The organism is Amycolatopsis sp. CA-126428 (assembly GCF_002904335.1).
Taxonomy (GTDB): Bacteria; Actinomycetota; Actinomycetes; order Mycobacteriales; family Pseudonocardiaceae; genus Amycolatopsis.
The window spans coordinates 81,075-103,869 of sequence record NZ_PPHF01000010.1 but is presented as its reverse complement, the minus strand read 5'-3'; the positions used below and the strand labels follow the sequence as shown (position 1 = coordinate 103,869).

Below are 22,795 nucleotides of genomic sequence, written 5' to 3'. Positions count from 1 at the left end.
GGAACTCCGTACTAGAACACTTACCGACCGGATCTAGAACGGTTTCAGGGTACTCCCCCAACATCGCCAGCAATGATTGCCGGTCGAGGCCCCGAGTAAATACGGTTCGAATACACCGTACGAAACAGGGGGAACCATGACGACGACCGAAGTCCGCCGCCCGAAGCCGTGGGTGCGCCGCCCGTGGGTGTTCCCGCTCGGGCTGCTCGTCACCGCCTTCTTGGTTTTTTCGCTGCCGCCCTACCTCGGACTCGATCCCGCGCGGTCGCGGATCCCCGCCCCGGCCGACTGGTACTACCCGGTGCTCGTCACGCACATCGGCTTCGCGACCCTCGCCATGGTGACCTGCGCACTGCAGATCTGGCCGTGGCTGCGGCAGAAGCACCCGGCGGTGCACCGCCGCACCGGGCGCGTGTACGTCTTCGCCGGTGCGATCCCCGCGTCGATCGCCGGTTTCGTCATCGCGCTCGCGGCGCCGTTCGGCCCGGTCGGGGCCGTGTCGAACGTCCTGCTCGCGACGCTTTGGTTCGGCTGCACCGTGCAGGGCTATCGGATGGCGCGGGCGCGCCGGTTCGGCGAGCACCGCCGCTGGATGGTCCGCAGCTTCGCGCTGTGCATGTCGATCATCAGCAACCGGATCTGGGGCGTGGTCTGGGCGATGGTGCTGACGCCGCAGCTGGACACGACCTTCGGCGGCAGTGAACTCGCCCTGGGCCAGGCGATCGCCGGGATCACCACCTGGACCGGCTGGGTGCTCCCGCTGCTGGCCGCCGAGTTTTGGCTGGGCCGGGGACGGCGTCGCGCGGCGGCCTGAGCCACGCACGGTGACCGGGGCAGCCCGTTCGGCCGATGATCCACACCACAGGAAATGGTCTATACCAAGGGGGACAGTCGCCGCCGCCGCGCTTCGAGTCGTGGAGGTTCCCATGCGTCGCGCAGGTCGCCGCCGAGTACGACGCCGTCGTCAGGGCCTACGGCCTGAAGTACGTCGACTTCGACATCGAAGGCGCGGCGGTCGCGGACCCGGCGTCGATCGCGCGCCGCTCCCAGGCCCTGAAGACGCTGCAGAACAAGGGCGCCGGTGACCAGGGCGCGAAGGCGATCTCGGCGACCCAGGCGCAGCTCAAGGCGCTCTACGGGCTGAGCGACGCGGCGGCGTGGAAGAAGTTCGGCGTCACCCCGATGATCGGCGTCAACGACTCGCAGAACGAGATCTTCTACCAGAAGGACGCCCGGGCGCTGGTGGCCTTCGCCAAGACCGGCCACCTGGGCATGCTGTCGTTCCGGGAGCCGGCTGAGTCACCACCGGGCGGCGTCCGCGAGCAGTGCGTCCCGCACCGCCGCGGGCCCCGGCCGGCAGGGCTCGGTCCGGGTGACCGCGAAGAGCGTGTTGATCGGCGGCTCCTGCGGCTCCAGGAGCGCGATCAGCTCTCCCGACGCCAGTTCCGCCGCGCAGAGGTACCGCGGCAACACGCTGACGCCGAAGCCCGCCAGCACGCCGGCCAGGACTCCGCGCAGGTCCGGGACCACGACCGCCGGCCCCGCGGACGGGCGCGTGCCCAGGACCGAACGCCAGTAGCGGCGGATGATCGGCAGGTCCTCGGCGTAGGCCACCAGCGGCGCCGTCCGGGGGTCGCCGGTGAAGCCGCGGGGGCCGACCAGGACGAACTCCTCGTCGGTCAGCGGGGTGGCCGTGAAGCCGCGGCCACGGGGGCGGATCGTCGAGACGACCAGGTCGAAACGTCGCTGCGCGAGCCCCGCCAGGAGGTCGTCGGCCAGGCCGAACGTCACCCGCAGCACGAGCCCGCACGCCACCAGGCCGGCCAGCGCGGGCAGGACCCGGGCCGTGGTCAGCTCGGCGGGCCCGGCCAGGTGCACGGGCGCCGCGAACGGGTCGGGGCGCCCCGCGACGACGCCGGTGAGCGCGTCGATGTGCGGAGCGATCCGGGCGGCCAGCTCGTCGGCCACCGACGTCGGGGTCACGCCGCGGGCGCGCCGGACGAACAGCTGCTGGCCGAGCTGGTCCTCCAGGGCCCTGACCTGCGCGGTCACCGTCGGCTGGGACAGGCCCAGCGACGGTGCCGCGCGGGTCAGCGAGCCGGCCCGGTGGACGGCCAGGAACGTGCGCAGCAGGTCGAGGTCCAGCTCAGTCCTCGATCAGCTCGATCGAGTCCACGACGTTCGGGTAGAACGCGACGTGGTCCTTGATCGGCGCGACCGCGTCGTACGGCTTCTCGTACGTCCAGACCGCGTTCTCGCCCTTCACGTCGCCCGCGTTGAGCGAGTAGTAGCCGGCCTCGCCCTTGTACGGGCAGTACGTCTCGTGGCCGGTCCGCTCCAGCACGCCCGAGTCGACGTCCGCCAGCGGGATGTACTGGACCGCCGGGTACGTGGATTCCTGCAGGGTGAGTGCGTTGCGGCTGTCCGCGATCACGCGGCCGCCCGCCTTGACCACCACACGCGCCTTCGTCGGCTCGACCGTGATCGGGTGGTCCGGGCCCGGCTGCAGAACCTGCTTCGCCATGTCAGCTCCCTAAGAGTCCTGTGTACAGGGAGCAGCACGCCGGGCCCGGTGGTTATTCCACGCTCAGGGCAGGTAGTACATCGGGTTCGGCAGCTTGACCGGGCGCAGCGCGTGCCCGCCTTCGAGGTCGCTGAACTGGTCGCCGAGGTTGAGCACGATCTTCGCGCCGGTCGCCTCGATGTGCGCCCGGGTGCCCGACTTGTACTGGACGGTGGTGCAGGTCAGCCCGCACGGCAGGTAGTCCGGCGCGGTCGTCTTCGGCTTGAAGAACGCGCCGGCCGGGGCCGGGAAGCCCTCGCTGGCCAGGTTCTTCAGCGACTGCGGCCCTTGGAACTCGTTGCGGCCGGTCAGGAAGTACACCTCGACGCCGTGCTGCGCCGCCCAGTTGGCCAGCTCCAGCACCGGCTTGTTCGCGACGAACGTACCGTTGTCGATCGCCTGCTGCTGCTTGACCGGGTCGAAGCCGAAGTCGTTGTCGGCCTCCCAGCCGTAGGTGACCTCGGACGTGTCGTCGACGTCCAGCACGATCGCCGGGCTCTTCACCCGGCCCAGCGACTGCTGCAGGTAACGCTTCGCGTCCGAGACGATCCGGCCGGTGTCCTTCACGAACCGGCTGGTGTCCGAATAGTGGTGCTTGCCCGCGGCGTCGACGTAGTCGCCGTAGTACGCCTTGACGTCCAGCTTGACCTGGCCGATGTTGGCCGGTTCCTTCGCGCGGGCGGCCGTCGGCTCGTCCGAGCCGGCCAGTGCGGTGGCACCCGAAGCGACAGTTGCGCCGATGGCCGCCGCGGCGGCGAGCTTGACGAGATTTGACCATTTTCCGGACACGGCGCACCCTCCAGTGGAACTTTGGCGACCCGGGGAACCTACGTCAGGTTCACCGGGAGTTCCACCCCTCGAAAGTTGCCGTTCACTTTCCGGCACGACACAGAAACGCCACTGGTGACCGCCCGATCCGCGTCAGCACAACTGAAGCTTCGGCACCACCACGGGGTTTCAGCCGCCGGCGCAGCGCGTCCGGATCGACGTCCAGGCCCCGCACCAGGATTTCCAGCCGGCCGACGTCGTGTCGCTTGAGGACGGCCTTCAGTGCCTTTTCACTGTACGGTCCATGCTCCAGGACGCGGAACGCCCGCACCCCGGGCGGCGGGGTGTCGCCGGTCAAGTAAGCGATGCGTTCGTCCAGTTGCCACAACCCGTGCCGCGCCGCGTAGTGGCGGACCAGTCCCGCGCGGACGACGGCGCCGTCCGGGTCGACGATCCACTCCCCCGGCTCCCGCACCGGCAGTTCGTCCGGTTCCGCGTCAGTGACCGTCCACTGCGTCCCATCCGAGCGCAGCACGCTCGCCCGCCGGGTGACGCCGGTGCCCAGGCCCCGCCAGAGGCAGGATTCCCGGACCTGACCGTCGAGGGAGACGAGTTCGACTTCCTCCGCCCACGGCGTGAGCGCGAAGTCGAGCCCGGGCGCGCACTTCACGGACAGCGCACGCCCCGGGTAGGCCTCGACCAGGCCGTCCAGCGGTGGGGCGAAGTCCGCGGGCTTCCACGCCCGCCGCCCGGAGGAGTCCCGCCGGGCCGGATCGGCGACGACGACCCCCGACCGGCTCACCGGGCGCAGCGCGTCGGCACGGGCGAGCCCGAACGCGACGCCCGCAACGGCTCCGTTGTGCCGCGCCATCTCCAGCCGGACCGGGTCCAGATCGGACCCCAGCGTGCGCCGCGCCACCCGGGCGATTTCGACGAGGTCGGCCCCCACCGAGCACGTGACGTCGTGGACGTCGAGCCCGGCCAGCCGCGCCGCCCGGTGCCGCGCGACCGGGGTGGCACTCGCCTGCTGAAGCGCGTCCGAGGTGAACAACCAGCCATCGGAATCCACTTTGGACGCGGCTTTGCGGCGCAGCAGCACGGTTTCCAGCACCGCGCTCGCGTGTTCCGCGCCGACCAGGCGGCGGACGGCGGCGACGGACGCGATCGGGTCGGTCAGCGGCAGCGCCGAGACCTCGGCGAGCGCCGCCACCCCCGCGCCGGAACGCAGGTAGGCGACGTCGCCGAGGCTGAACGAATATCCCAATTCAGGACGGCCGCTTGGTCCCGGTGATCATGACGTTGTAGAACAGCTCGCGCGGCAGGATCTTCGCCAGCACCTTCTTGTCCACGGCGGACAGCCGCAGCCACAGGTGGTAGGCGAACAGCCGCCAGCGCACGGTGAGCTTCTCGGCCGGCACCGCGGCCTCGAACGTCCGGATCGGCCACCCGGCCAGCGCGGCGGCGAACTCCTCGGTGACCGCGCGGACGTCCTGGGCGCCGGCCCCGCGGGCCCAGGTCTCCAGCTCCGACGGGTCGAAGGTGTGGATGTCGACCACGGCTTCGAGCGCCGCGGCGCGCGAGGACTCGTCCAGTTCGGACTGCGGACGCCGCCAGCCGCTCAGCACCGGCAGCTTCGTCACCCGGGTCGTCAGGAACCAGGTGAACTGGCCGAGCTTGCGGGCGTAGAAGTCACCGATCTTGGTCGGCTCGCCGGCGAAGACGAACCGGCCGCCCGGCTTGAGCACGCGCAGCACCTCGCGGAACGCCGCCTGGACGTCCGGGATGTGGTGCAGCACCGCGTGCCCGACCACCAGGTCGAAGGTGTTGTCGTCGTAGGGGATGCGCTCGGCGTCGGCGACCCGGCCGTCGACGTCGAGGCCGAGCTTCTCGGCGTTGCGCAGCGCGACCTGGACCATGCCGGGCGAGAGGTCGGTGACCGAGCCCTTCTTGGCGACGCCGCCCTGCATCAGGTTCAGCAGGAAGAAGCCGGTACCGCTGCCCAGCTCCATCGCGTGCTGGTAGGGCTGGCCGTCCTCGCCCGCGACGGCGTTGAACACGTCGGTGGCGTAGGAGATGCAGCGCTCGTCGTACGAGATCGACCACTTCTCGTCGTAGGTGCCGGCTTCCCAGTCGTGGTAGAGCACGTTCGCCAGCTTGGGGTCGGCGTAGGCCGCCTGGACCTCTTCGGCGGTGGCGTGCGGGTTCGGCGCCGGGTCGTTCACGTCGGTCAAGGCGTCATTTCCCTTCGAACGTGGCCTTGCCGGGCCCGTTTTCGATGAACGACTTCATGCCGTTCTGCTGGTCTTCGGTCGCCCAGAGGGCGGCGAACAGGTGCGATTCGAGCTTGAGCCCGTTCGCCAGGTCGGTGTCGAGGCCGCCGTCGATGGCCGCCTTCGCCGCGCGCAGCGCCACGGCGGGGCCGTCGGCGAACTGGGCCGCCCACTTGTGCGCGGCCGCGTAGACGTCGTCCGGGGCCACGACCTGGTCCACGATCCCCAGCCGCAGCGCCTCTTCGGCCTTGACGAACCGTCCGGTGTAGACGATGTCCTTGGTCTTGCTCGGCCCGATCAGCCGGGCCAGGCGCTGGGTGCCGCCCGCGCCGGGGATGACGCCGAGCTGGATCTCCGGCTGGCCGACCTTCACGTTGTCGCCGGCGACCCGCCAGTCGGCGGTCAGCGCCAGCTCCAGGCCGCCGCCGAGGGCGTACCCGGTGATGGCCGCGACGACCGGCTTCGGGATGTTCGCGATGGCGGCGAGGGTGCCGGTGAGGATCGCGCCGAACTTCGCGATCCCCGGGTAGGTGCGGGCGGCCATCTCCTTGATGTCCGCGCCGCCGGCGAAGGTCTTCTCGCCGCCGTAGAGGATCACCGCACGGACGTCGTCACGCTCGGAGACCTCCTTCGCCAGCTCGGCGAGCTCGGCGGTGACCTGGGCGTTCAGGGCGTTGACCGGCGGCCGGTCGAGCCGGATGGTCCCGACCGCGTCCTTGACCTCCAGGGTTACGAACTCTCCCACGCCCATCACTCCTCGTTGACGATCTGCCAGCACGCTACCGGTCGGTAAGGACAGCCTAGCGACGGCGGGCGAAGAAGCGATCGCCGGAACGCTCCAGCACGAGGTCCTGGTCGAACGTCTTGGAGAGGTTTTCGCTGGTGATGACGTCGTCGACCAGCCCGGACACCACCGCGTGGCCGTCGCGCAGGAGCAGCGCGTGGGTGAACCCCGGCGGGATCTCCTCGACGTGGTGGGTGACCAGCACCAGGGCCGGGGCGTCCGGGTCCAGCGCCAGCTCGGACAGCCGGGCGACCAGGTCCTCGCGGCCGCCGAGGTCGAGGCCGGCGGCGGGCTCGTCGAGCAGCAGCATCTCCGGGTCGGTCATCAGCGACCGGGCGATCAGCGCGCGCTTGCGCTCGCCTTCGGACAGCGTGCCGAAGGTGCGGTCGGCCAGGTGCCCGATGCCCATCGCGTCCAGGAGCTCGGTCGCGCGGGCGGTGTCGAGGGTGTCGTACTCCTCACGCCAGCGGCCGAGCACCGCGTAGCCGGCGCTGACCACGACGTCCTTGACCAGCTCTTCGCCCGGCACGCGCTGGGCGATGGCCGCCGAGGTGAAGCCGATGCGCGGGCGCAGGTCGAAGATGTTGACCCGGCCGATCCGCTCGCCGAGCAGGTCGACCTCGCCGGTGGTCGGGTGCAGTTCGGCCGCGGCGAGGCGCAGCAGGGTGGTCTTGCCCGCGCCGTTCGGCCCGAGCACCACCCAGCGCTCGTCCAGTTCCACGGTCCAGTCGAGGCCGGCGAGGAGGTCGTTGGTCCCCCGGCGGACGCCGACACCGGCCATCCGGACCACGAGGTCGTCAAGTTCGCTGGGCTGGATCGGCTCGCTCACGAGGCCCATTCTGTCTGCCGTCGCGCGCGCGTGCGCACCCGCCCGGGTGAGACGGCGAACGGGCAGGTCGGAGCCGTTCCACGAGGTGGAACACCGTGAGCGGGAACGCCGGTTGTGGCACCATCCGGATCATGTCCGCCGACGCGCCCGTGCCCCCGGTGACCCGGGGCTCCTTCTGGCGCCGTCGCGCGATCGACCTGCTCCTCGTCGCTTCGGCCGGGTGTACGCGGGCGCGGCTCCCCTGATCCCTCGCGTCCGCTGACGCGTGCGGTGCCGCGCTGCCCCGGCGTCCCGATCACTCCACGTTGCGAGGAGCACCCGCGTTGACCACGTCCCTGGTTCGCCCGCCCGTCGAAATCCACCCGCAGCTGACCGACCCGCTGCTGCCCGAGCTGCTGCACCCCACGCGGCTGCTCTGGACACCGCGCGAGCTGGCCGAGCTGACCACGACCGTCACCACCGAACTGACCGCGGGCCTGCAGGGCATCCTGCGGTTCGACGAGGACCGCCGCTGGTGGGCCCGGCTGGCGCTGACCGACGGCGTCGAGCTGTGGCTGCTGTCGTGGCTGCCCGGCCAGTCCACGAAGCCGCACGACCACGGCGGCGCGTCCGGCTCGTTCACCGTCCTGCAGGGTGAACTCGGCGAGGAGTACCGCTACCCGGGCGGCCCGATCCGGCGCCGGACGCACGTCGCCGGCGACGGCCTCGGCTTCGGCGCCGGCCGCGCCCACCAGGTCACCGGCCTCGGCGACCGGCCCGCCGCGAGCGTCCACGCGTATTCGCCGCCGCTGGTGGCGACGCGGGAGTACGCCACGCTCGCCGACGTTCCGGCGGAAATCCCGCCGCTGCCCGCTATCGTCCGGTCATGAACGCTGTCGATTCACTGCTGGCTTCCGCACGGTCCGGCTTGGACCGGGTGACGCCCGCCCGGGCCCGCGAGCTGCAGGAGGCGGGGGCGCTGCTGGTCGACATCCGGCCGCTGGCGAACCGCGAGGCGGAGGGCGAGATCCCCGGCGCGGTGATCGTCGAGCGGATCCACCTGGAGTGGCGGCTGGCGCCGGACAGCGAGTGGCGGCTGCCTTCGGTGACTCCCGATGCGACGGTGGTCGTGGTGTGCAACGAGGGCTATTCGTCGAGCCTGGCGGCGGCCGACCTGCAGCGGCTCGGCCTGCCCGGCGCGACCGACCTCGACGGCGGGTTCCGCGCGTGGGCCGCCGCCGGCCTGCCCGTGCAGGCCGGCGGGAGCCCGGCGGTGCCTTAGCAGCCCCCGTTTTCCACGCTACCGAAGGGGACCGACGGTTTTCAGCCGGCCAGCGCCGGGGCGATGTGCTTGGTGAACAGGTCGATGCCTGAGCGGTCGTACGCGGCTTCCGGGAAGTTGAAGATCGCGTACGACATGCCCAGCTCCCCCATCGCGGCGAGCTTCTCGGCGACCTGCTCCGGCGTGCCGGTGGCCGGGCTGTTCTCGAAGTTGCCCGCCCAGCGCTCGACGGCGTCGGCCTCGATGTACTTGCCGAGGTGGGACCGCAACCAGGCCAGCTTGTCCTGGACGTCCTTTTCGGTCTCGCCGAGGACGATGTTGTGGTTGGCCGAGCGCACGATCGCGTCGAAGTCGGTGCCGACGTCCTTGCAGTGCTGCGCGAGGATCTCCGACTTGCGAGTGAACGTCTCCGGGTCGGCGGCGAAGTTCGTGTACTTCGCGTACTTGGCGGCGATCTTGAGCGTCTTCTTCTCGCCGCCGCCGGCGATCCACAGCGGGAGCCCGCCTTCCTGGGGCGGCAGCGGACGCAGGATCGCGCCGTCGGTCCGGTAGTGCTTGCCGTCCAGCGTGGACTTTCCGGTCGTCCAGAGGTCACGCATGATCTGCACGCCCTCGTCGAGCTGGCCGAGCCGCTCGCCGGCGGACGGGAAGCCGTAGCCGTAGGCCCGCCACTCGTGCTCGTACCAGCCGGCGCCGATACCCATCTCGACGCGGCCACCGGAGATCGTGTCGGCGGTGGCGGCGACCTTCGCCAGGTAGGCGGGGTTGCGGTAGCCCATGCAGGTGCACATCTGCCCGAGCCGGACGGTCTCCGTCGCGGCGGCGAAGGCCGAGATCAGCGACCACGCCTCGTGCGTGGCCTCCTCGGTGGGGACGGGCACGGTGTGGAAGTGGTCGTAGACCCAGATCGATTCGAAGGGCCCGGCCTCCGCGTGTTTCGCGAGGCCGAGCATGGTCTTCCAGTGGTCCGCGGGGTCGATGCCGGCCAGGTCGAGCCGCCAGCCCTGCGGGACGAACATTCCGAAGCGCATGCGTCCAACCTAACGCCGCCCAAGCCGGGCTGCGCAGCGATTTCCGGCTGGAGCAACTCCAGGTCAGGCCAGCACGACCCGCGCCAGCTCCGCCGGCGTCGCCAGCAGGCTGTGCTTCGGCAGCACCCGGACCGTGTAGCCGATCGCGCCCGGCTGGGGCAGCTTCACGCGGGCCGCGAACGCTCCGACCCCGTCGCCGGACATCGGGACCGTGACCGGGTCGCGGAGCTCGTCGTCGTCGGCCACGCGGCCGACCACCGCCTGGATGTCCACTTCGGACGGATCGAGACCGGCCAGGTCGATGCGGGCCCTGATCGTCACCTCGGTGCCCACCACCAGGGGCTCGGTCGCCTCCACCAGCAGCTCCGAGTCGAAGATCCGCAGCCGCGGCCACGACACCTCGAGCTTCGTGCGGTAGTCCGCGAGCGACAGCGCGCCGCGGTAGCCGTCGCCGGTGGCCGCCGCGACCGTGCGGGAGGCCGGCAGGTAGCCGTTGTCGACGTACTCGCGGACCATCCGGGACGCCTGCACGCGCGGGCCGAGCGTTTCCAGGGTGTGCCACACCATCGACAGCCAGCCCGTGGGCACGCCGTCGGACGAGCGGTCGTAGAACAGCGGGGCGATCTGCTGGCCGAGCAGCTCGTACAGCGCCGCGGCCTCGAGGTCGTCGCGGCGCAGCGGGTCGGCGACGCCGTCGGCGGTCGGGATCGCCCAGCCGTTGCTGCCGTCGTAGCACTCGTCCCACCAGCCGTCGCGGATGGACAGGTTCAGGCCGCCGTTCAACGCCGACTTCATCCCCGACGTCCCGCACGCCTCCAGCGGCCGCACGGGGTTGTTCAGCCAGACGTCGCAGCCGCGGTAGAGGTACCGCGCCATCGACATGTCGTAGTCGGGCAGGAAGACGATGCGGTGCCGCACGTCCGCGCCGTCGACGAACCGGACGATCTGCTGGATCAGCTGCTTGCCGTTCTCGTCGGCCGGGTGCGACTTGCCGGCGACGACGACCTGGATCGGCCGCTGTTCGTGCAGCAGCAGCGTCCGCAGCCGGTCGGGGTCGCGCAGCATCAGCGTCAGCCGCTTGTACGTCGGGACGCGGCGGGCGAACCCGACAGTCAGCACGTCGGGGTCGAAGACCGAGTCCACCCAGCCCAGCTCCAGCGGGGAAGCGCCGCGCTGCAGCCACGCGGCGCGCACCCGGCGCCGCACCTCGTGCACCAGCTTCTCGCGCAGCTCGCGCCGCAGCTCCCACAGCTGGGCGTCGGAAACGCCGTCGCGCAGCGGCCCTTCGCCGACGTCGAGGCCCCATTCGCGGCCGAGCAGCGTGCTCAGCTCGCGCGCCACCCACGTCGGGCCGTGGACGCCGTTCGTCACCGACGAGATCGGCACCTCGTCGTGGTCGAACCCGGGCCACAGCCGGGAGAACATCTTCCGCGTCACGCGTCCGTGCAGCTGCGAGACGCCGTTCGCGCGCTGCGCCAGCCGCAGGCCCATGTGCGCCATGTTGAACAGGCCGGGGTTGTCCTCGGCGCCGAGCGCGAGCACGCGCCGCGGATCGATGTCGGGCACCAGCCTGCCGTCGTTGAAGTAGCGCTGCACCAGGTCCACCGGGAACCGGTCGATGCCCGCGCTGACCGGGGTGTGCGTGGTGAACAGCGTCCCGGCGCGAACGGCGGGCATGGCCTCGTCGAACGCGAGCCCGTCGGCCTGCACGATCTCTCGAGCGCGCTCCAGCCCCAGGAAGCCCGCGTGTCCCTCGTTCGTGTGAAACACCATCGGCTGCGGGTGCCCGGTCAGCTCGCAGTACTTCCGCACCGCCCGGAACCCGCCGATGCCGGCCAGGATCTCCTGCCGCAGCCGGTGGTCGGCGTCGCCGCCGTAGAGCCGGTCGGTGACGCCGCGCAGGTCTTCGTCGTTGGCCTCGGTGTCGGTGTCGAGCAGCAGCAGCGGCACCCGGCCGACGCGGGCCTGCCAGATCTGCGCGCACAGCTCGCGCCCGCCCGGCATCGCGACGCCGATCAGCACCGGCCGCCCGCCCACGGTCAGCAGCTCCAGCGGGAAGGCGTTCGGGTCGATCACCGGGTAGTGCTCGACCTGCCAGCCGTCGAGCGACAGCGACTGCCGGAAGTAGCCGTTGCGGTAGAGCAGCCCGACGCCGACCATCGGCACGCCCAGGTCGGACGCGGCCTTGAGGTGGTCGCCGGCCAGCACGCCGAGGCCGCCGGAGTAGTTCGGCAGCGCTTCGGTGACGCCGAACTCCATCGAGAAGTAGGCGACCGCGGACGGCAGGTCGTCGTCTTCGCGGCGCTGGTACCAGCGCGGCTCCGACAGGTACTTCTCCAGGTCCTCGGCCGCGGCGCGGGCACGCGCGAGGAAGCCGTCGTCGACGGCGAGCTCGTCGAGGCGGGCCGGCGGCAGCGCGGTGAGCATCCGCAGCGGGTCGCGCACGGCGTTGAAGAGCTCGGCGTCCATCGACGCGAACAGGTCGCGCGTCGGCGGGTGCCACGTCCAGCGCAGGTTGGTGGCCAGCGCGCCCAGGCCGGACAGCGAATCCGGGAGGCTGGCGCGGACGGTGAACCGGCGGACTGCACGCATGGGAAGCGACGATATCGGGCCGCGGGGCGCGGTGCGCAGGGAGGACTTCGGGGATTACGTGCACAACCCGCGTATGCCCTGGGTAGGGTCCTGCGCGTCGGGTACCGGGTGGGCACGAGAGCGAGTTGGACAGATGATCCCAGGGGGAGGACGGCGGGCGCTGGTCGCGCTGCTGGCCGTCGCGGCGGTCGCCGTGAGCGGGTGCACCGGCAAGGGCGGAGCGAACGGGGATCCGGCCAAGGACACCGGGGCGGGTTCGGTCTCCGGGCTGCCGGTGACGCACTTCGAGAGCGGCCTCAAGCCGGACGCGCCGACGCCGAGCCTGAACGTCCGCAACGCCCAAGGCGGCGAGGACGACAAGCTCGCCACCGCCGCGATCGACGACGTCCAGACCTACTGGGGCGAGATGCTGCCGGCGAACTTCGGCCGGCAGTTCGAACCGGTCAAGTCGCTGCTGTCCTACGACGCGCAGACCGACACCGAGAAGACCGGCTGCGGCAGCGTGAAGAAGCTCGTGAACGCGTTCTACTGCCCGGTCGACGACTCGGTGGCGTGGGACCGCGGCGTGCTGCTGCCGATGCTGCGCCAGCGATTCGGCCCGATGTCGGTGGTCGTGGTGCTCGCGCACGAGTTCGGCCACGCCGTTCAGTACCGGCTCGGCGACAAGGCGGGGATCACCAAGAACACCCCGACCGTGGTCAAGGAGCAGCAGGCCGACTGCTTCGCCGGCGGCTACTTCCGCTGGGTCGCCGAGGACAAGAGCAAGTACTACCGCGTCTCGACGTCCGAAGGCCTGAACCAGGTGATGGCGTCGATGTTCCTGATCCGCGACCAGGCCGGCACCAGCGCCGCCGACAAGGGCGCGCACGGCACGGCGTTCGACCGCACGTACGCCTTCCAAGCCGGGTTCGAGAAGGGCCCCAAGGAGTGCGCGGGGATGACGGCCGAGAACATCAAGCCCCGCCTCACCGAGCGCCCGTTCGACAAGGGCGACCAGGGCAAGGGCGACGCGAAGTTCACCGCCCAGACCGTCGCGCTGCTGAAGAAGAGCCTCGACGAGGCCTTCAAGGGCGCCGGGGTGGCCGCCCCCGAGATCACCGACGGCGGCAGCTGCCAGACCACGCCGCCGGCGTCGTACTGCCCGGGCGACAACACCGTCAGCATCGACCTGGCGAAGCTGGCCCAACTCGCCCAGCCGATCGACCGCGACGCCGAGATGAAGGGCGAGGACCCGGGCGGCATGGGTGACTTCGCGGCCTTCTCGGAGGTCGCGGCGCGGTACGCGCTGGGCATCCAGAAGGGCGTCGGCGCGTCGATCGACAACGCGAACGCGGGCCTGCGCACGGCCTGCCTGGTGGGCGCCTGGGCGGCGTTCACCAACCGGCCGGGCGACCTGCGGCTGTCGGCGGGCGACCTCGACGAGGCCATCGCGGACCTGCTGCAGCCGGAGAGCCTGGTGTCCGCGGACGTCAACGGGAAGCGCCCGGACAGCGGTTTCGACCGGGTCGAGGCACTGCGTCGCGGGTACCTGGAAGGCTCGTCGGTCTGCTCGAAGCAGTACGCCTGATTTTTGCGTGAAAAAGGGGCCCCCACCGCGGTGGGGGCCCCTTTTCTCTCAGAAGAGGGCGCTCGCCAGGTCGCGGCGGGCCTTCATGACCCGGTCGTCGGCCGGGTCGAACAGGTCGAACAGGGCCACCAGGTGCTCGCGGACCTTGTTGCGGTCCTCGCCCGCGGTGCGGCGGACCGCGTCGATCAGGCGCTTGAACCCCGCCTCGACGTCGTTCTCCGCGATGTCCAGGTCGGCCGCGTCGAGCTGGGCCGCCAGGTCGGACGGGTCCGCGTCCGCCTTGGCGCGCGCGTCCGGGTCGGCGCTTTCGGCCCGGGCGGTGAACTTGACCTGGGCCAGGGCGTTCTTCGCCAGCTCGTTCGCCGGTTCGACGTCGAGGATGCGCTCGTACGCGGCCTGCGCGGCGGCGAAGTCGCCCCGCTCGAAGGCCTCTTCCGCTTCGGTGAAGCGCGGGTCCTCCGGCTCCTCGACCGGGCCGCCGGCCGTCTCCGCGTCACGGATTCCGGGCAGCTTGTCGCGCAGGGCGTCCAGGAGCGCGTTGATCCACTTGCGGATCTCGGGCTCGGGCAGCGCGCCGGAGAAGGCGTCGACCGGCTGGCCGCCGGCGATCGCGACGATCGTCGGGATGGACTGCGCGCCGAACAGCTGCGCGATCCGCGGGTTGGCGTCGACGTCGACCTTCGCGACGACCCACGCGCCACCGGACTCGGTGGCCATCCGCTCCAGGACCGGGGACAGCTGCTTGCACGGGCCGCACCACTCGGCCCACAGGTCGACGACCACGAGCTGGTGCAGGGACCGTTCCACGACCTCGGCCTGGAAGGTGGCCTCGGTGACATCGATCACGGCATCGCCCGAGGCGGGCCGCGGCGGCCCATCACCACCGGCCGGCCCGGCGGGCGGGGCCGGCTGCCGTTGCGCCGCTTCGGCGCGGGCCTTGAGCGCGGACAGGTCGACCGCGCCGGAGAGGGCGGCGGACAGGGCCGCTGACTTCGCTGCAGATCCGCGTGGTTGTGTCACGGTTCCATCCTGGCACGCGCACCGGAGAAGTTTCACGGGGTGCCCGGCCCCGTCCACGGTGTGGCCGGTTCGGGCGCCGGCGACGACGGCGGCGCGGGGTTCGAAAGCCGCGTGCGATCGCGGGCGGCTTTCGGCAGCGAGCTGGGCCGGCCTCCGGCCCCCGGTATCCAGCTTACCGACCGGCACCGACGATTCCGGGCCGCGCGCGCAGCCCCGGGCACTGTCGGTGGCCACCGGTAGCGTGGAAAACGGGGGCTGCTCAGCGGGTGACCGGGCCGATCCGCGGGGTTTCCGCACGCTGCCCGGGCCGTCCGCTTGGCAGGGACGGCACCGCTGGGGCAGGCTCGGCCGGGTGCACATCCGGCGTGACGTGAAGGTGGGGCTCTCGGTCGCGGCCGCCGTCGTCTGGATCGGGGCCGTGACGCTGCTCATCGTGCACGAGCCGGACCCCGGTGCGGCCACCCCGGCCGAGCTGCGCGACCGGCTCGCCTCGGCGCTCTCCGGCCACGACGCCGACGCCTTCGCCGGCCTCCTCGACTACCCCGGCTCGGGCGGCGGCGACTTCGCGAAGGACTACGTCTCGGTGCTCGCCGACCGCGGGGTCCACGCCGTGCGCGTGGACCTGGGCCCGGACGCGGCCGCACCGACCCGGGCGACGGTCTCCGGTGCCCTCGGCGACGGTCAGCCGTTCAGCTACCCGCTGACGGTGACGAGCGAAGACGGCCGCTGGACGGTCGCCTTCACCCCGCCGCTGCCCTGACCCCCTCGTGAGTGTTTAGGCGGGTTAGAACCCGCCTTACCACTCACGACCTGTCGCGGAGGTGGGCTTCCACCCGGTCCACCTTGGCTTCGAGCTGGCCCGAGAAGCCCGGCCGGATGTCCGCTTTCAGGACCAGGCTGACGCGCGCCGAGCCTTCGCCCGCGGCCTCGACCGCGCGCTTGACGACGTCCATCACCTCGTCCCAGGACTCGCCTTCGATGTTCGTGAACATCGCGTTGGTCGAGTTGGGCAGGCCGGACTCGCGGACGACCTTCACCGCGCGGGCCACGGCCTCGCTCACCCCGCCGTCGGGGTCCCCGCCGGACGGGCTCACGCTGAACGCGACGATCATGCTCGGAAGTCCCTTCTTCGGTGGCCATTTCCGCCAGTCGTGCGACACCCGCCGGTACCCGCTGGTAACTTCGCGTGTCATGAACCGTCCGCTGCCGTTCGACCCGATCGCCCGCGCGGCCCGGATCTGGGAGGACCGCATCGGGCCCTCCGGGACCATGGCCGCGGTGACCGGGGTGATGCGGGTCCAGCAGATCATCCAGTCCGCGGTGGACGGCGCGCTCAAGCCGCACGGCTTGACCTTCGCCCGGTACGAAGCACTGGTGCTGCTCACCTTCGCCCGCAGCGCCAGCCTGCCGATGCGGGTGATGGGCGAGCGGCTCCAGCTGCACCCCACCAGTGTCACCAACATAGTGGACCGATTGGAGCGCGACGGGCTCGTCAAGCGGGTCCCGCACCCGACCGACCGCCGCACGACGCTGGTGGAGATCACCGACGAGGGCCGCCGGCGCCGCGAGGCCGCGACCGAAGCCGTCACCGCCATCGACTTCGGGCTCAGCGGGCTGACCGAGCGGCAGACCGAGCAGCTGACGGACCTGCTGACCAAGGTGCGCCGGGCCGCCGGGGACTTCAGCGAGTAAGCGCTCGACAGCGGAAAGGCCCGCACTCGGAAGAGTGCGGGCCTTTCTCACGCCTTGGGAATCAGACGGCGACGGGTTCCTTCACCTGGAACAGGCCGACACCGCCGTGGGACAGCCGCTGCGGGCCGTCGAGCTTGCCGTTGCGCAGCGCCCACTTCTCGAACAGCCAGGTGAACAGCGGCGGGATGCTCGCGAGCAGCGCCAGGACCAGCGTCTTCGGGCGCCAGCCGAGCGGCTTCGCCACGGACAGGGAGACGACCACGTAGAGAGCGAAGATCACGCCGTGCACCATGCCGAGGACGGGCACGCCGCCCTCGTGAGAGGAGTGGACGACGTATTTGAGGAACATCCCGACAAGCAGCGCCGCCCAGGAGAGGGCTTCGGCGACTGCGGCCACGCGGAAAACTAGAGCGGCCTTGCTGGACACTTCTTCCTCCTGTGGGGTCTCACCACGTTTGTTCGTGACATGGCAAACGTCCGACGGCACCGTCCAAGGCGGACTGCCTGTGGACGTCAACGGCGCTGTCGGACGTGCTGATACCCAGTGTGAGGCGTGACGGCGCTCACCGGAACACCGGGGCCCGTGACGATGCTCACGGCCGTGGTCCACTGTGGTCTGAACCACGGCCGCGAGCGGTGGGTGACTACCCCGCGCAGGGCGAAGCCGGGGCGGCCGAAGGTGACGTCCCCCACTTCGCCGTCGCGTCGCCGGTGAGGCCGAAGTCGAGCGTCGTCCCGCGCTTCAGCTGGTCCACGTTGACGTACACGTGGTCACCCGGCCGCGAACCGACCTTCAGCCCCGAGACGTACTGCAGCTTCGAACCGTCCGCACCGGGCGCCTTGATCGTGACGTCACGCCCGTTCTCCAGGTGCAGCACGGACTTCGCGAACCGCGGCGCGTTCAGGACGAAATTCCCAGTACCCGGGACGGCGGGATAGAGCCCGAGCGCGCTGAAGACGTACCACGCCGACATGGTGCCCAGGTCGTCGTTCCCGGTGACGCCGTTGGGCGCGTTCGTGAACAACGTGTGCGCCGCCCGCACGACCGTCGACGTCTTCGCCGGCTGCCCGGTGAGCGCGTACATCCACGGCGAGTGCAGGTCCGGCTCGTTGTTGGGGTTGTAGCGGAACTGGTCGTAGTAGTCGTACGGGCCGACGACCCAGTTCTCGCGGACCGCCGTCGCCGGGTTCTTCACCAGTTCGTCGTAGGCGAAGAAGTCGTCGAGGCGCTTCCCGGCGGCCGCCGGGCCGCCCATCCGCTGCACCAGCCCGGGTACGTCCTGCTGGACGAGCCACTGGTACTGCCAGGCCGTGCCCTCGTGGAAGCCGTCCTGGCTCTGCGGGCTGTAGGGCTTGTCGGCGGGCGAGAACCACGCGCCGCCGAGGACCTTCGGCCGGAAGAAGCCGGTGAAGCCGCGGTCGGCCTGGGTGGCATCCCACAACGTCCGGTAGGTCCGGCCCTTCGCGGCCAGCGCCGCCGCGTCGTCCTTCTTGCCGAGCGCGGCCGCCATGACCGACAGCGAACAGTCACCGAGCGCGTACTCCAGGGTGGCCGAAGCGCCGTGGTTCGGGTCGGTGTCCTGGCCCTTCTTCGGGAAGTCCGGGTCGTACTGGACGAACCCGTCCTGCTGGTAGCTCGCGTTGCCCGAGCGGCCCTGGAACGGCGACGCGGCGGGCGGGATCTCGCGCGAGTTCTGCAGCAGGGCCTGGTAGGCGTGCACCTCCTCGCCCGACAGCGCGCCGAAGCGCCAGAGGTCGACCAGGAACGGCGTGACCGGGTCGCCGGTCATCGTGTTCGTCTCCTGGCTCGCGTACGCCCACCTCGGCAGCCAGCCGCCCTGGTCGTGGATGGCCAGGATGCTCTTCGCGATGTCGCGCGCCCGGTCCGGCCGCAGCAGCGCCAGGAGCTGGTTCTGCGTGCGGTAGGTGTCCCACAGCGAGAAGAAGTCGTAGTACGTCCAGCCGATCGCGCGGTGCACCTTCTTGTCGAAGCCGTAGTAGCGGCCGTCGGCGTCGTTCGCCGTCAGCGGCTGCAGCAGCGCGTGGTAGAGCGAGGTGTAGAAGACCGTGCGGTCGTCCGGCGTGCCACCCTTGATGTCCACAGTGGACAATTCACGGCGCCAGGTGCGCTGGACGTCGGCCTTGGCCGCGTCGAACGAGCGGAGGTGCTCCGACGCCAGGTTCACCCGCGCGCCGGCCGCGTCCACCTGGGAGATCGCGGTGGTCGCGGTGACCTGACCGCCGCCGAACGTCAGCCACGCGCCACGCAGGCCCGCGCCGCCGCTCGACTCGCGGGACCCGGGCGTGCCACCGGCCGGCGACCACGTGCCCGAGGACTTGAAGGGCTTGTCGAACTTCGTCGTGAAGTACGTCGTGTAGGCCTTGCCGCCGCAGAACGCCTGCGACTCCACGGTGCCCTCGACGGTCCGGTCGTCGACGACGCGGATGCTGCTGCCCGTCACCGGTTCCTTGTCGTTGGCTTGCCCCACGTTGACGAAGACGTTGGCGTCGCCCGGTTTCGTGAAGGTGTACCGCTCGACCCCGGCCCGGGTCGCCGCGGTCGTCTCGACGTCGACACCGCCGTAGCCGGTCAGGTGGACCTTGTAGTAGCCGGGCTTGCCGACTTCGCCGTCGTGGGTGAACGGCGAGGCGTACTGCTTCTGGTCGAACGTGGCCGCCTTCGTCGTGTCGAACGCCTTGCCAGGGCCCACTTCGCCCGTGGTCGGCAGGGTCGAGACGAGGCCGCCCTGCTCCCAGCAGCCCGCGCCGGACAGGAAGAAGTGCCCGAAGCCGCGGATCGCGGTGTCGGTGTAGCGGTAGCCGGCGTAGTGCGAGGTGATGGGGCTGACCTGAGTCATCCCGAACGGCGCCGACGCGCCGGGGAAGGTGTTGCCCTCGTCCTGCGTGCCGATGAACGTGTTGACGGCGGCCAGGGCGTCCCCGCCGGCCGCGGCCGCGGCGGGGCTGAGCCCCGTCGCGGCCGCGGCGAGCGTCAAGAAGCCCGCGAGGATGGTGCGCTTCACGAACCGATGCCGATCGCGAACACGTGCAGGGCACCGCCGCTGACGTTGTCGGGCAGCGTCACGCTGGCGACCGTCTTGCCGGCGGCCAGGGTGATCGGGTTGGTGCCGAACACCATCGTGCGGATCTGCTGCGGGTCGCTGCCCGCGGCGTTGCGGTACGGCGTGGACAGCACGATGCGGTTGCCGAACGCCGGTTGCGCGCCGCCACCACCGAGGGTCCAGTCGGAGAACCCGATGGTCGCGGTGGAGGTGCTGCCGTCGGTGTAGGTGATCGTCAGCGTGCCCGACGCGTTGCCGTTCGACGCCGAGCCGAGCAGCGCGAGCCGCCCGGAGCCCGTGACGTTCACCGTCTGGCCGCCGGCGACGACGTTGTCCGGGTCGCCCGCCGGGAACGACGGCCAGGTGAACTTGATGCCGTCGCTGGTCACGGTGCTGCCCGGGGTCGCCCCGGCCGCGGCGAGGGCGTCGGCCGAGTAGCTCCAGCCGCCGCCGTCGAAGTTGGCCGCGCCGGAGTTCGCGTCCGGGGAGATGCCGGCGTTGTTCACCGTGGCCAGCCAGCTGTTCGGCTGGGCCACCAGCACCGTCAGGACGGCCTGCGAGGAAGCCACGCCCGGCGCGGAGAACGTCACCGGGATGCGGCGGGCGCCGTCGGCCAGCCCCGCCGGGACCGAAACCGTCAGCTCCGCGCTCGCCTTGCCCGCGGCGGGCACCGCGATGCTGCCCGTCGCCGGGGTCAGCGTGATCCCGTCGACGCTGCCCGCGCTGTAGGTCCAGGTCCGGGCGGTGCCGGAGAGGTCCTGGACGCCCACGGACGCCTTCGACGTCGACCCCGCGGGCGTCACCGCGCGCGCCGGGTCCACGAAGGACAGGCTCGGCTTCTCCTGCTCGCGGAACGACGGCGGGGCGTCGGCCGCCGCGCTGCCCCACGTGGTCGCCGTGGCGGAGCGGGTGTAGTCGAGCGTGCCGCCACCGGAGATCAGCGCCTCCGGCAGCCACGCCTTCGCGGCGGCACCGCCGTTGACCTTCAGGCTGCCCACGTAGTCGCCGGTGCCCGGCGCGTTGATGGTGACCTTCTTGCCCGAACCGGTGGTGAGCACGGCGTGCTCGAAGCGCGGCGTGACGAGCAGCGTCTCGGCGCGGCCCGGGATCTCCGGGTAGATGCCGAGCGCCGACCAGACGTACCAGGCCGACATCTGGCCGAGGTCGTCGTTGCCGATCAGGCCTTCGGGACGCGGGTTGTACAGCTCGTCCATCGAGCGGTGCACGATCGCCTGGGTCTTGGCCGGGGCGCCCGCGTACGAGTAGACGTACGGCGCGTTGGAGTTCGGCTCGTTGCCCATGAAGGCGTACGGCTCCTGCGTGCCCGCGTTCAGCTGGGTGAAGAAGGTGTCCAGCCGGGACTGGGTCGCGGTGTTGCCGCCGAACGCCGTCACGACGCCGCCGAGGTCGTAGGGCACCATCCACTCGTACTGCGCGCCGTTGCCTTCGACCCAGCCCTGCGAGCTGGCGGGGTCGTAGGTGCCGGCGAACGAGCCGTCCGCGTTGCGCGGCTGCAGGTGGCCGGTGCCCGGGTTGTAGAGGTTCTGCCAGTTCTGCGCGCGCTTCATGAACGTCGTGTACGTCGCGCTGTCGCCGAGCCGCTTCGCGAACTGGGCGATGGAGAAGTCGGCGCTGGTGTACTCCAGGGTGTCCGCGCCGGCGCCGGGCACGTAACCCAGCTTCTGGTAGTCGTCCAGGCCCGGCCGCTCGGTGTAGCCCTGGGTCGGCTGCGTAGCGCCCTTGATCATGAGCAGCAACGCCTTCTGGGCGTCGAAGTCCCGCGCGCCGAACGCATACGCGCTCGAGACGATGATGTGGTACGGGTCGCCGTTCATGACGCCGGTGTAGTCGTTGGCGACCGTCCAGCGGTCCCACGAGCCACCCTGCTCGGCGTAGGCCATCATCGACCGGACGATGTCCGAGGTCTCCTTCGGGTCGATCGTCGCCAGGAGCGGGGCCTCCGAGCGGTAGATGTCCCAGCCGGAGAAGTTGGTGTACACGGCGTGGCCCTTGTCGGCCTGGTGGATCCGCCCGTCGAAGCCCGGGTACTGACCGTCCACATCGGAGAAGACGTTCGGCTGGATCAGCGAGTGGTACAGCGAGGTGTAGAACGTCGTCAGGTCGGCGTCGGAGCCACCGGTGACGGCGATCTTGCCGAGCTGGTCGTTCCACGCCTTGCGCGCGCTCGCGGCCACCGTGTCGAACGACTTCTTGGTGTTCTCCGCCTTGAGGTTGGCCTTCGCGCCGTCGACGGACACGAAGGACAGTCCGACCTGGACGTTCACCTGCGCGCCGTTGAGGTTGGCGAAGGTGACGTACCCGCCGCTGCCCGGCCCGGACACGGTCGTGTCCTGCGTCTTGGCCTTGGCCGGGCGCGCGATCGAGGCGTCGACGCCGTTGGGCTGCGCGACCTTCGCCTTGGCGCCGCCCGTTTCGGCCGCCTTGTTCGGCGTCACGGCGCCGTTCTTCCAGGTGCCGATCGACGCGAACGGCGTGTCGAACTTGGCCGAGAAGTAGACGCGGTAGCTGTTGCGCGCCCCGCAGAAGCGGCCGCTCGTGGCCCAGCCGCTGATGGTGTCCTTGCCGATGGTGATGGACGCGTCGTCGGTGCCGTTGACCGAGCCGGACGTGTTGACCAGCAATGTCGAGGACGCGCCGGCCGGGTAGGTCACGCGCGCGGAGCCGGTGCGCTGGGTCGCGGCCAGCTCGACCTTCGCGCCGCTGTCGAGGGTGACGTCGTAGGCGCCCGGGGTCGCGTGTTCGTTGGCGTGCGAGAACTTCGACGTGTAGTGGGCCGGGTCCGTGGCCGGGGAAGTCGTCACTTCACCGACATAAGGGATGAACGGGATGTCCTGATAGGTCGAACAGCCCGCGCCGGAAAGGTGCGTGAGGCTGAACCCGGTCAGGGCGTTGTCGTCGTAGAAGTAGCCGCCGGGCTGGGATTTCACCGTGTCCGGGCTCCACTGGACCATCCCGAACGGTGCGACCGCGCCCGGGAACGTGTTGCCGGCACCGCCCCCGGTGCCGTGGTCGGCCCCACCGGGCCGGGTGCCCACGAAGGGGTTGACCCACTTCGCGTAATCGGTGCCGGCAGCCGCCGCGGCGGGCACAGCGGGAGCCACCGCTGCGGTCACCGCCAAGGCCAACAAAGTCAAACCGGCTCTTGAGCGCGCTCGCGCCATGGCCATCGCCTCTCCACCTCGTCAGCGCGACCAGAAACGGTGTGATGACAACCTTGTCGCGCAGTCGGTCGAACCCGGCCACCTTGGGCAGCGGCTCACGAGACAGTCAAGGGACACGTCAAGACCTGTCCGCTTCCGGACAGCGTCATCAGCCGTCTGTCCTACGCCGTCGGT

20 protein-coding genes and 1 pseudogene are annotated in these 22,795 nt (G+C 70.9%); 7 read left to right on the top strand and 14 right to left on the bottom strand.

From position 1 onward, the window contains the following. Positions 1 to 136 precede the first annotated feature (136 nt). Positions 137 to 814, top strand: a complete 678-nt coding sequence (locus C2L58_RS02140; RefSeq protein ID WP_103335353.1) for a DUF2306 domain-containing protein — start codon at positions 137 to 139, stop codon at positions 812 to 814. A 119-nt stretch (positions 815 to 933) separates the two neighbouring features. Further along, positions 934 to 1,290 (top strand): annotated as a pseudogene (locus C2L58_RS51435) (chitinase); the annotation flags it as partial. Between the two features lie 9 nt (positions 1,291 to 1,299). Here the strand turns inward: C2L58_RS51435 and C2L58_RS02130 are convergent. The 7 genes from C2L58_RS02130 to C2L58_RS02100 all read right to left on the bottom strand — a co-directional run bounded on the left by C2L58_RS02130 (position 1,300) and on the right by C2L58_RS02100 (position 7,223). Beyond that, a complete protein-coding gene (locus C2L58_RS02130) occupies positions 1,300 to 2,130 on the bottom strand; it encodes a LysR family transcriptional regulator (protein ID WP_103335351.1) in 831 nt (276 codons plus the stop codon). A gap of 16 nt (positions 2,131 to 2,146) precedes the next feature. Beyond that, positions 2,147 to 2,524, bottom strand: coding sequence for a DUF427 domain-containing protein (locus C2L58_RS02125; protein WP_103335349.1), 378 nt, complete (start codon positions 2,522 to 2,524; stop codon positions 2,147 to 2,149). Positions 2,525 to 2,587: 63 nt separating this feature from the next. Then, positions 2,588 to 3,352: an HAD family acid phosphatase gene (locus C2L58_RS02120; RefSeq protein ID WP_103335348.1), complete on the bottom strand. Its 765-nt coding sequence runs from the start codon at positions 3,350 to 3,352 to the stop codon at positions 2,588 to 2,590. A gap of 82 nt (positions 3,353 to 3,434) precedes the next feature. Then, positions 3,435 to 4,595, bottom strand: coding sequence for a class I SAM-dependent methyltransferase (locus C2L58_RS02115; RefSeq protein WP_103335346.1), 1,161 nt, complete (start codon positions 4,593 to 4,595; stop codon positions 3,435 to 3,437). 1 nt (position 4,596) lies between these two features. Continuing rightward, positions 4,597 to 5,562, bottom strand: coding sequence for a class I SAM-dependent methyltransferase (locus tag C2L58_RS02110; RefSeq protein ID WP_103335345.1), 966 nt, complete (start codon positions 5,560 to 5,562; stop codon positions 4,597 to 4,599). Between the two features lie 4 nt (positions 5,563 to 5,566). Then, positions 5,567 to 6,346, bottom strand: coding sequence for an enoyl-CoA hydratase/isomerase family protein (locus tag C2L58_RS02105; RefSeq protein WP_103335517.1), 780 nt, complete (start codon positions 6,344 to 6,346; stop codon positions 5,567 to 5,569). 55 nt (positions 6,347 to 6,401) lie between these two features. Beyond that, positions 6,402 to 7,223, bottom strand: coding sequence for an ABC transporter ATP-binding protein (locus C2L58_RS02100; protein ID WP_199191057.1), 822 nt, complete (start codon positions 7,221 to 7,223; stop codon positions 6,402 to 6,404). A 314-nt stretch (positions 7,224 to 7,537) separates the two neighbouring features. Between C2L58_RS02100 and C2L58_RS02095 the strand changes: the two genes are divergently transcribed. Continuing rightward, entirely contained in the window at positions 7,538 to 8,083 is a 546-nt protein-coding gene (locus C2L58_RS02095; RefSeq protein ID WP_103335343.1) for a cysteine dioxygenase, read from the top strand. Then, positions 8,080 to 8,475, top strand: coding sequence for a rhodanese-like domain-containing protein (locus C2L58_RS02090; protein WP_103335342.1), 396 nt, complete (start codon positions 8,080 to 8,082; stop codon positions 8,473 to 8,475). The genes C2L58_RS02095 and C2L58_RS02090 overlap by 4 nt, the downstream gene beginning before the upstream one ends. A gap of 41 nt (positions 8,476 to 8,516) precedes the next feature. Here the strand turns inward: C2L58_RS02090 and C2L58_RS02085 are convergent, their stop codons facing one another. Beyond that, positions 8,517 to 9,506, bottom strand: a complete 990-nt coding sequence (locus tag C2L58_RS02085) for an LLM class F420-dependent oxidoreductase (RefSeq protein WP_103335340.1) — start codon at positions 9,504 to 9,506, stop codon at positions 8,517 to 8,519. 63 nt (positions 9,507 to 9,569) lie between these two features. Then, a complete protein-coding gene (gene glgP, locus C2L58_RS02080) occupies positions 9,570 to 12,098 on the bottom strand; it encodes an alpha-glucan family phosphorylase (RefSeq protein ID WP_103335338.1) in 2,529 nt (842 codons plus the stop codon). A gap of 133 nt (positions 12,099 to 12,231) precedes the next feature. Between glgP and C2L58_RS02075 the strand changes: the two genes are divergently transcribed. Then, the gene (locus C2L58_RS02075; protein ID WP_199191056.1) at positions 12,232 to 13,665 is read left to right on the top strand and encodes a neutral zinc metallopeptidase; all 1,434 of its coding nucleotides are present in this window, start codon (positions 12,232 to 12,234) and stop codon (positions 13,663 to 13,665) included. A gap of 48 nt (positions 13,666 to 13,713) precedes the next feature. Here C2L58_RS02075 and C2L58_RS02070 read toward each other — a convergent pair whose 3' ends face one another. After that, complete coding sequence (locus C2L58_RS02070) at positions 13,714 to 14,685, bottom strand: tetratricopeptide repeat protein (RefSeq protein WP_103335335.1); 972 nt, start codon at positions 14,683 to 14,685, stop codon at positions 13,714 to 13,716. Positions 14,686 to 15,037: 352 nt separating this feature from the next. Here C2L58_RS02070 and C2L58_RS02065 point away from each other — a divergent pair, with 352 nt between their 5' ends. Further along, positions 15,038 to 15,445, top strand: coding sequence for a hypothetical protein (locus C2L58_RS02065; protein ID WP_103335334.1), 408 nt, complete (start codon positions 15,038 to 15,040; stop codon positions 15,443 to 15,445). Positions 15,446 to 15,488: 43 nt separating this feature from the next. On the opposite strand, the gene C2L58_RS02060 is transcribed toward C2L58_RS02065, so the two are convergent. Continuing rightward, positions 15,489 to 15,797, bottom strand: a complete 309-nt coding sequence (locus C2L58_RS02060; protein ID WP_103335332.1) for a thiamine-binding protein — start codon at positions 15,795 to 15,797, stop codon at positions 15,489 to 15,491. 79 nt (positions 15,798 to 15,876) lie between these two features. Here C2L58_RS02060 and C2L58_RS02055 point away from each other — a divergent pair, with 79 nt between their 5' ends. After that, a complete protein-coding gene (locus C2L58_RS02055) occupies positions 15,877 to 16,377 on the top strand; it encodes a MarR family winged helix-turn-helix transcriptional regulator (protein WP_103335330.1) in 501 nt (166 codons plus the stop codon). Between the two features lie 61 nt (positions 16,378 to 16,438). Here C2L58_RS02055 and C2L58_RS02050 read toward each other — a convergent pair whose 3' ends face one another. The 3 genes from C2L58_RS02050 to C2L58_RS02040 form a co-directional block, all read right to left on the bottom strand. Then, positions 16,439 to 16,804, bottom strand: coding sequence for a DUF3817 domain-containing protein (locus C2L58_RS02050; protein ID WP_103335328.1), 366 nt, complete (start codon positions 16,802 to 16,804; stop codon positions 16,439 to 16,441). Between the two features lie 217 nt (positions 16,805 to 17,021). Further along, positions 17,022 to 19,400, bottom strand: a complete 2,379-nt coding sequence (locus C2L58_RS02045; protein ID WP_103335326.1) for a GH92 family glycosyl hydrolase — start codon at positions 19,398 to 19,400, stop codon at positions 17,022 to 17,024. Next, on the bottom strand, positions 19,397 to 22,621 hold the full coding sequence (locus C2L58_RS02040; RefSeq protein WP_103335513.1) for a GH92 family glycosyl hydrolase: 3,225 nt from the start codon (positions 22,619 to 22,621) through the stop codon (positions 19,397 to 19,399). The genes C2L58_RS02045 and C2L58_RS02040 overlap by 4 nt, the downstream gene beginning before the upstream one ends. Between the last annotated feature and the right edge of the window lie 174 nt (positions 22,622 to 22,795).

What these genes read in the sequence shown, in the direction of transcription:
- C2L58_RS02140 (WP_103335353.1), top strand. Translation starts at nt 137, where the DNA reads ATGACGACGACCGAAGTCCGCCGCCCGAAGCCGTGGGTGCGCCGCCCG.
- C2L58_RS02125 (WP_103335349.1), bottom strand. Translation starts at nt 2,524, where the DNA reads ATGGCGAAGCAGGTTCTGCAGCCGGGCCCGGACCACCCGATCACGGTC.
- C2L58_RS02100 (WP_199191057.1), bottom strand. Translation starts at nt 7,223, where the DNA reads ATGGGCCTCGTGAGCGAGCCGATCCAGCCCAGCGAACTTGACGACCTC.
- C2L58_RS02090 (WP_103335342.1), top strand. Translation starts at nt 8,080, where the DNA reads ATGAACGCTGTCGATTCACTGCTGGCTTCCGCACGGTCCGGCTTGGAC.
- C2L58_RS02085 (WP_103335340.1), bottom strand. Translation starts at nt 9,506, where the DNA reads ATGCGCTTCGGAATGTTCGTCCCGCAGGGCTGGCGGCTCGACCTGGCC.
- glgP (WP_103335338.1), bottom strand. Translation starts at nt 12,098, where the DNA reads ATGCGTGCAGTCCGCCGGTTCACCGTCCGCGCCAGCCTCCCGGATTCG.
- C2L58_RS02075 (WP_199191056.1), top strand. Translation starts at nt 12,232, where the DNA reads ATGATCCCAGGGGGAGGACGGCGGGCGCTGGTCGCGCTGCTGGCCGTC.
- C2L58_RS02060 (WP_103335332.1), bottom strand. Translation starts at nt 15,797, where the DNA reads ATGATCGTCGCGTTCAGCGTGAGCCCGTCCGGCGGGGACCCCGACGGC.
- C2L58_RS02055 (WP_103335330.1), top strand. Translation starts at nt 15,877, where the DNA reads ATGAACCGTCCGCTGCCGTTCGACCCGATCGCCCGCGCGGCCCGGATC.
- C2L58_RS02040 (WP_103335513.1), bottom strand. Translation starts at nt 22,621, where the DNA reads ATGGCGCGAGCGCGCTCAAGAGCCGGTTTGACTTTGTTGGCCTTGGCG.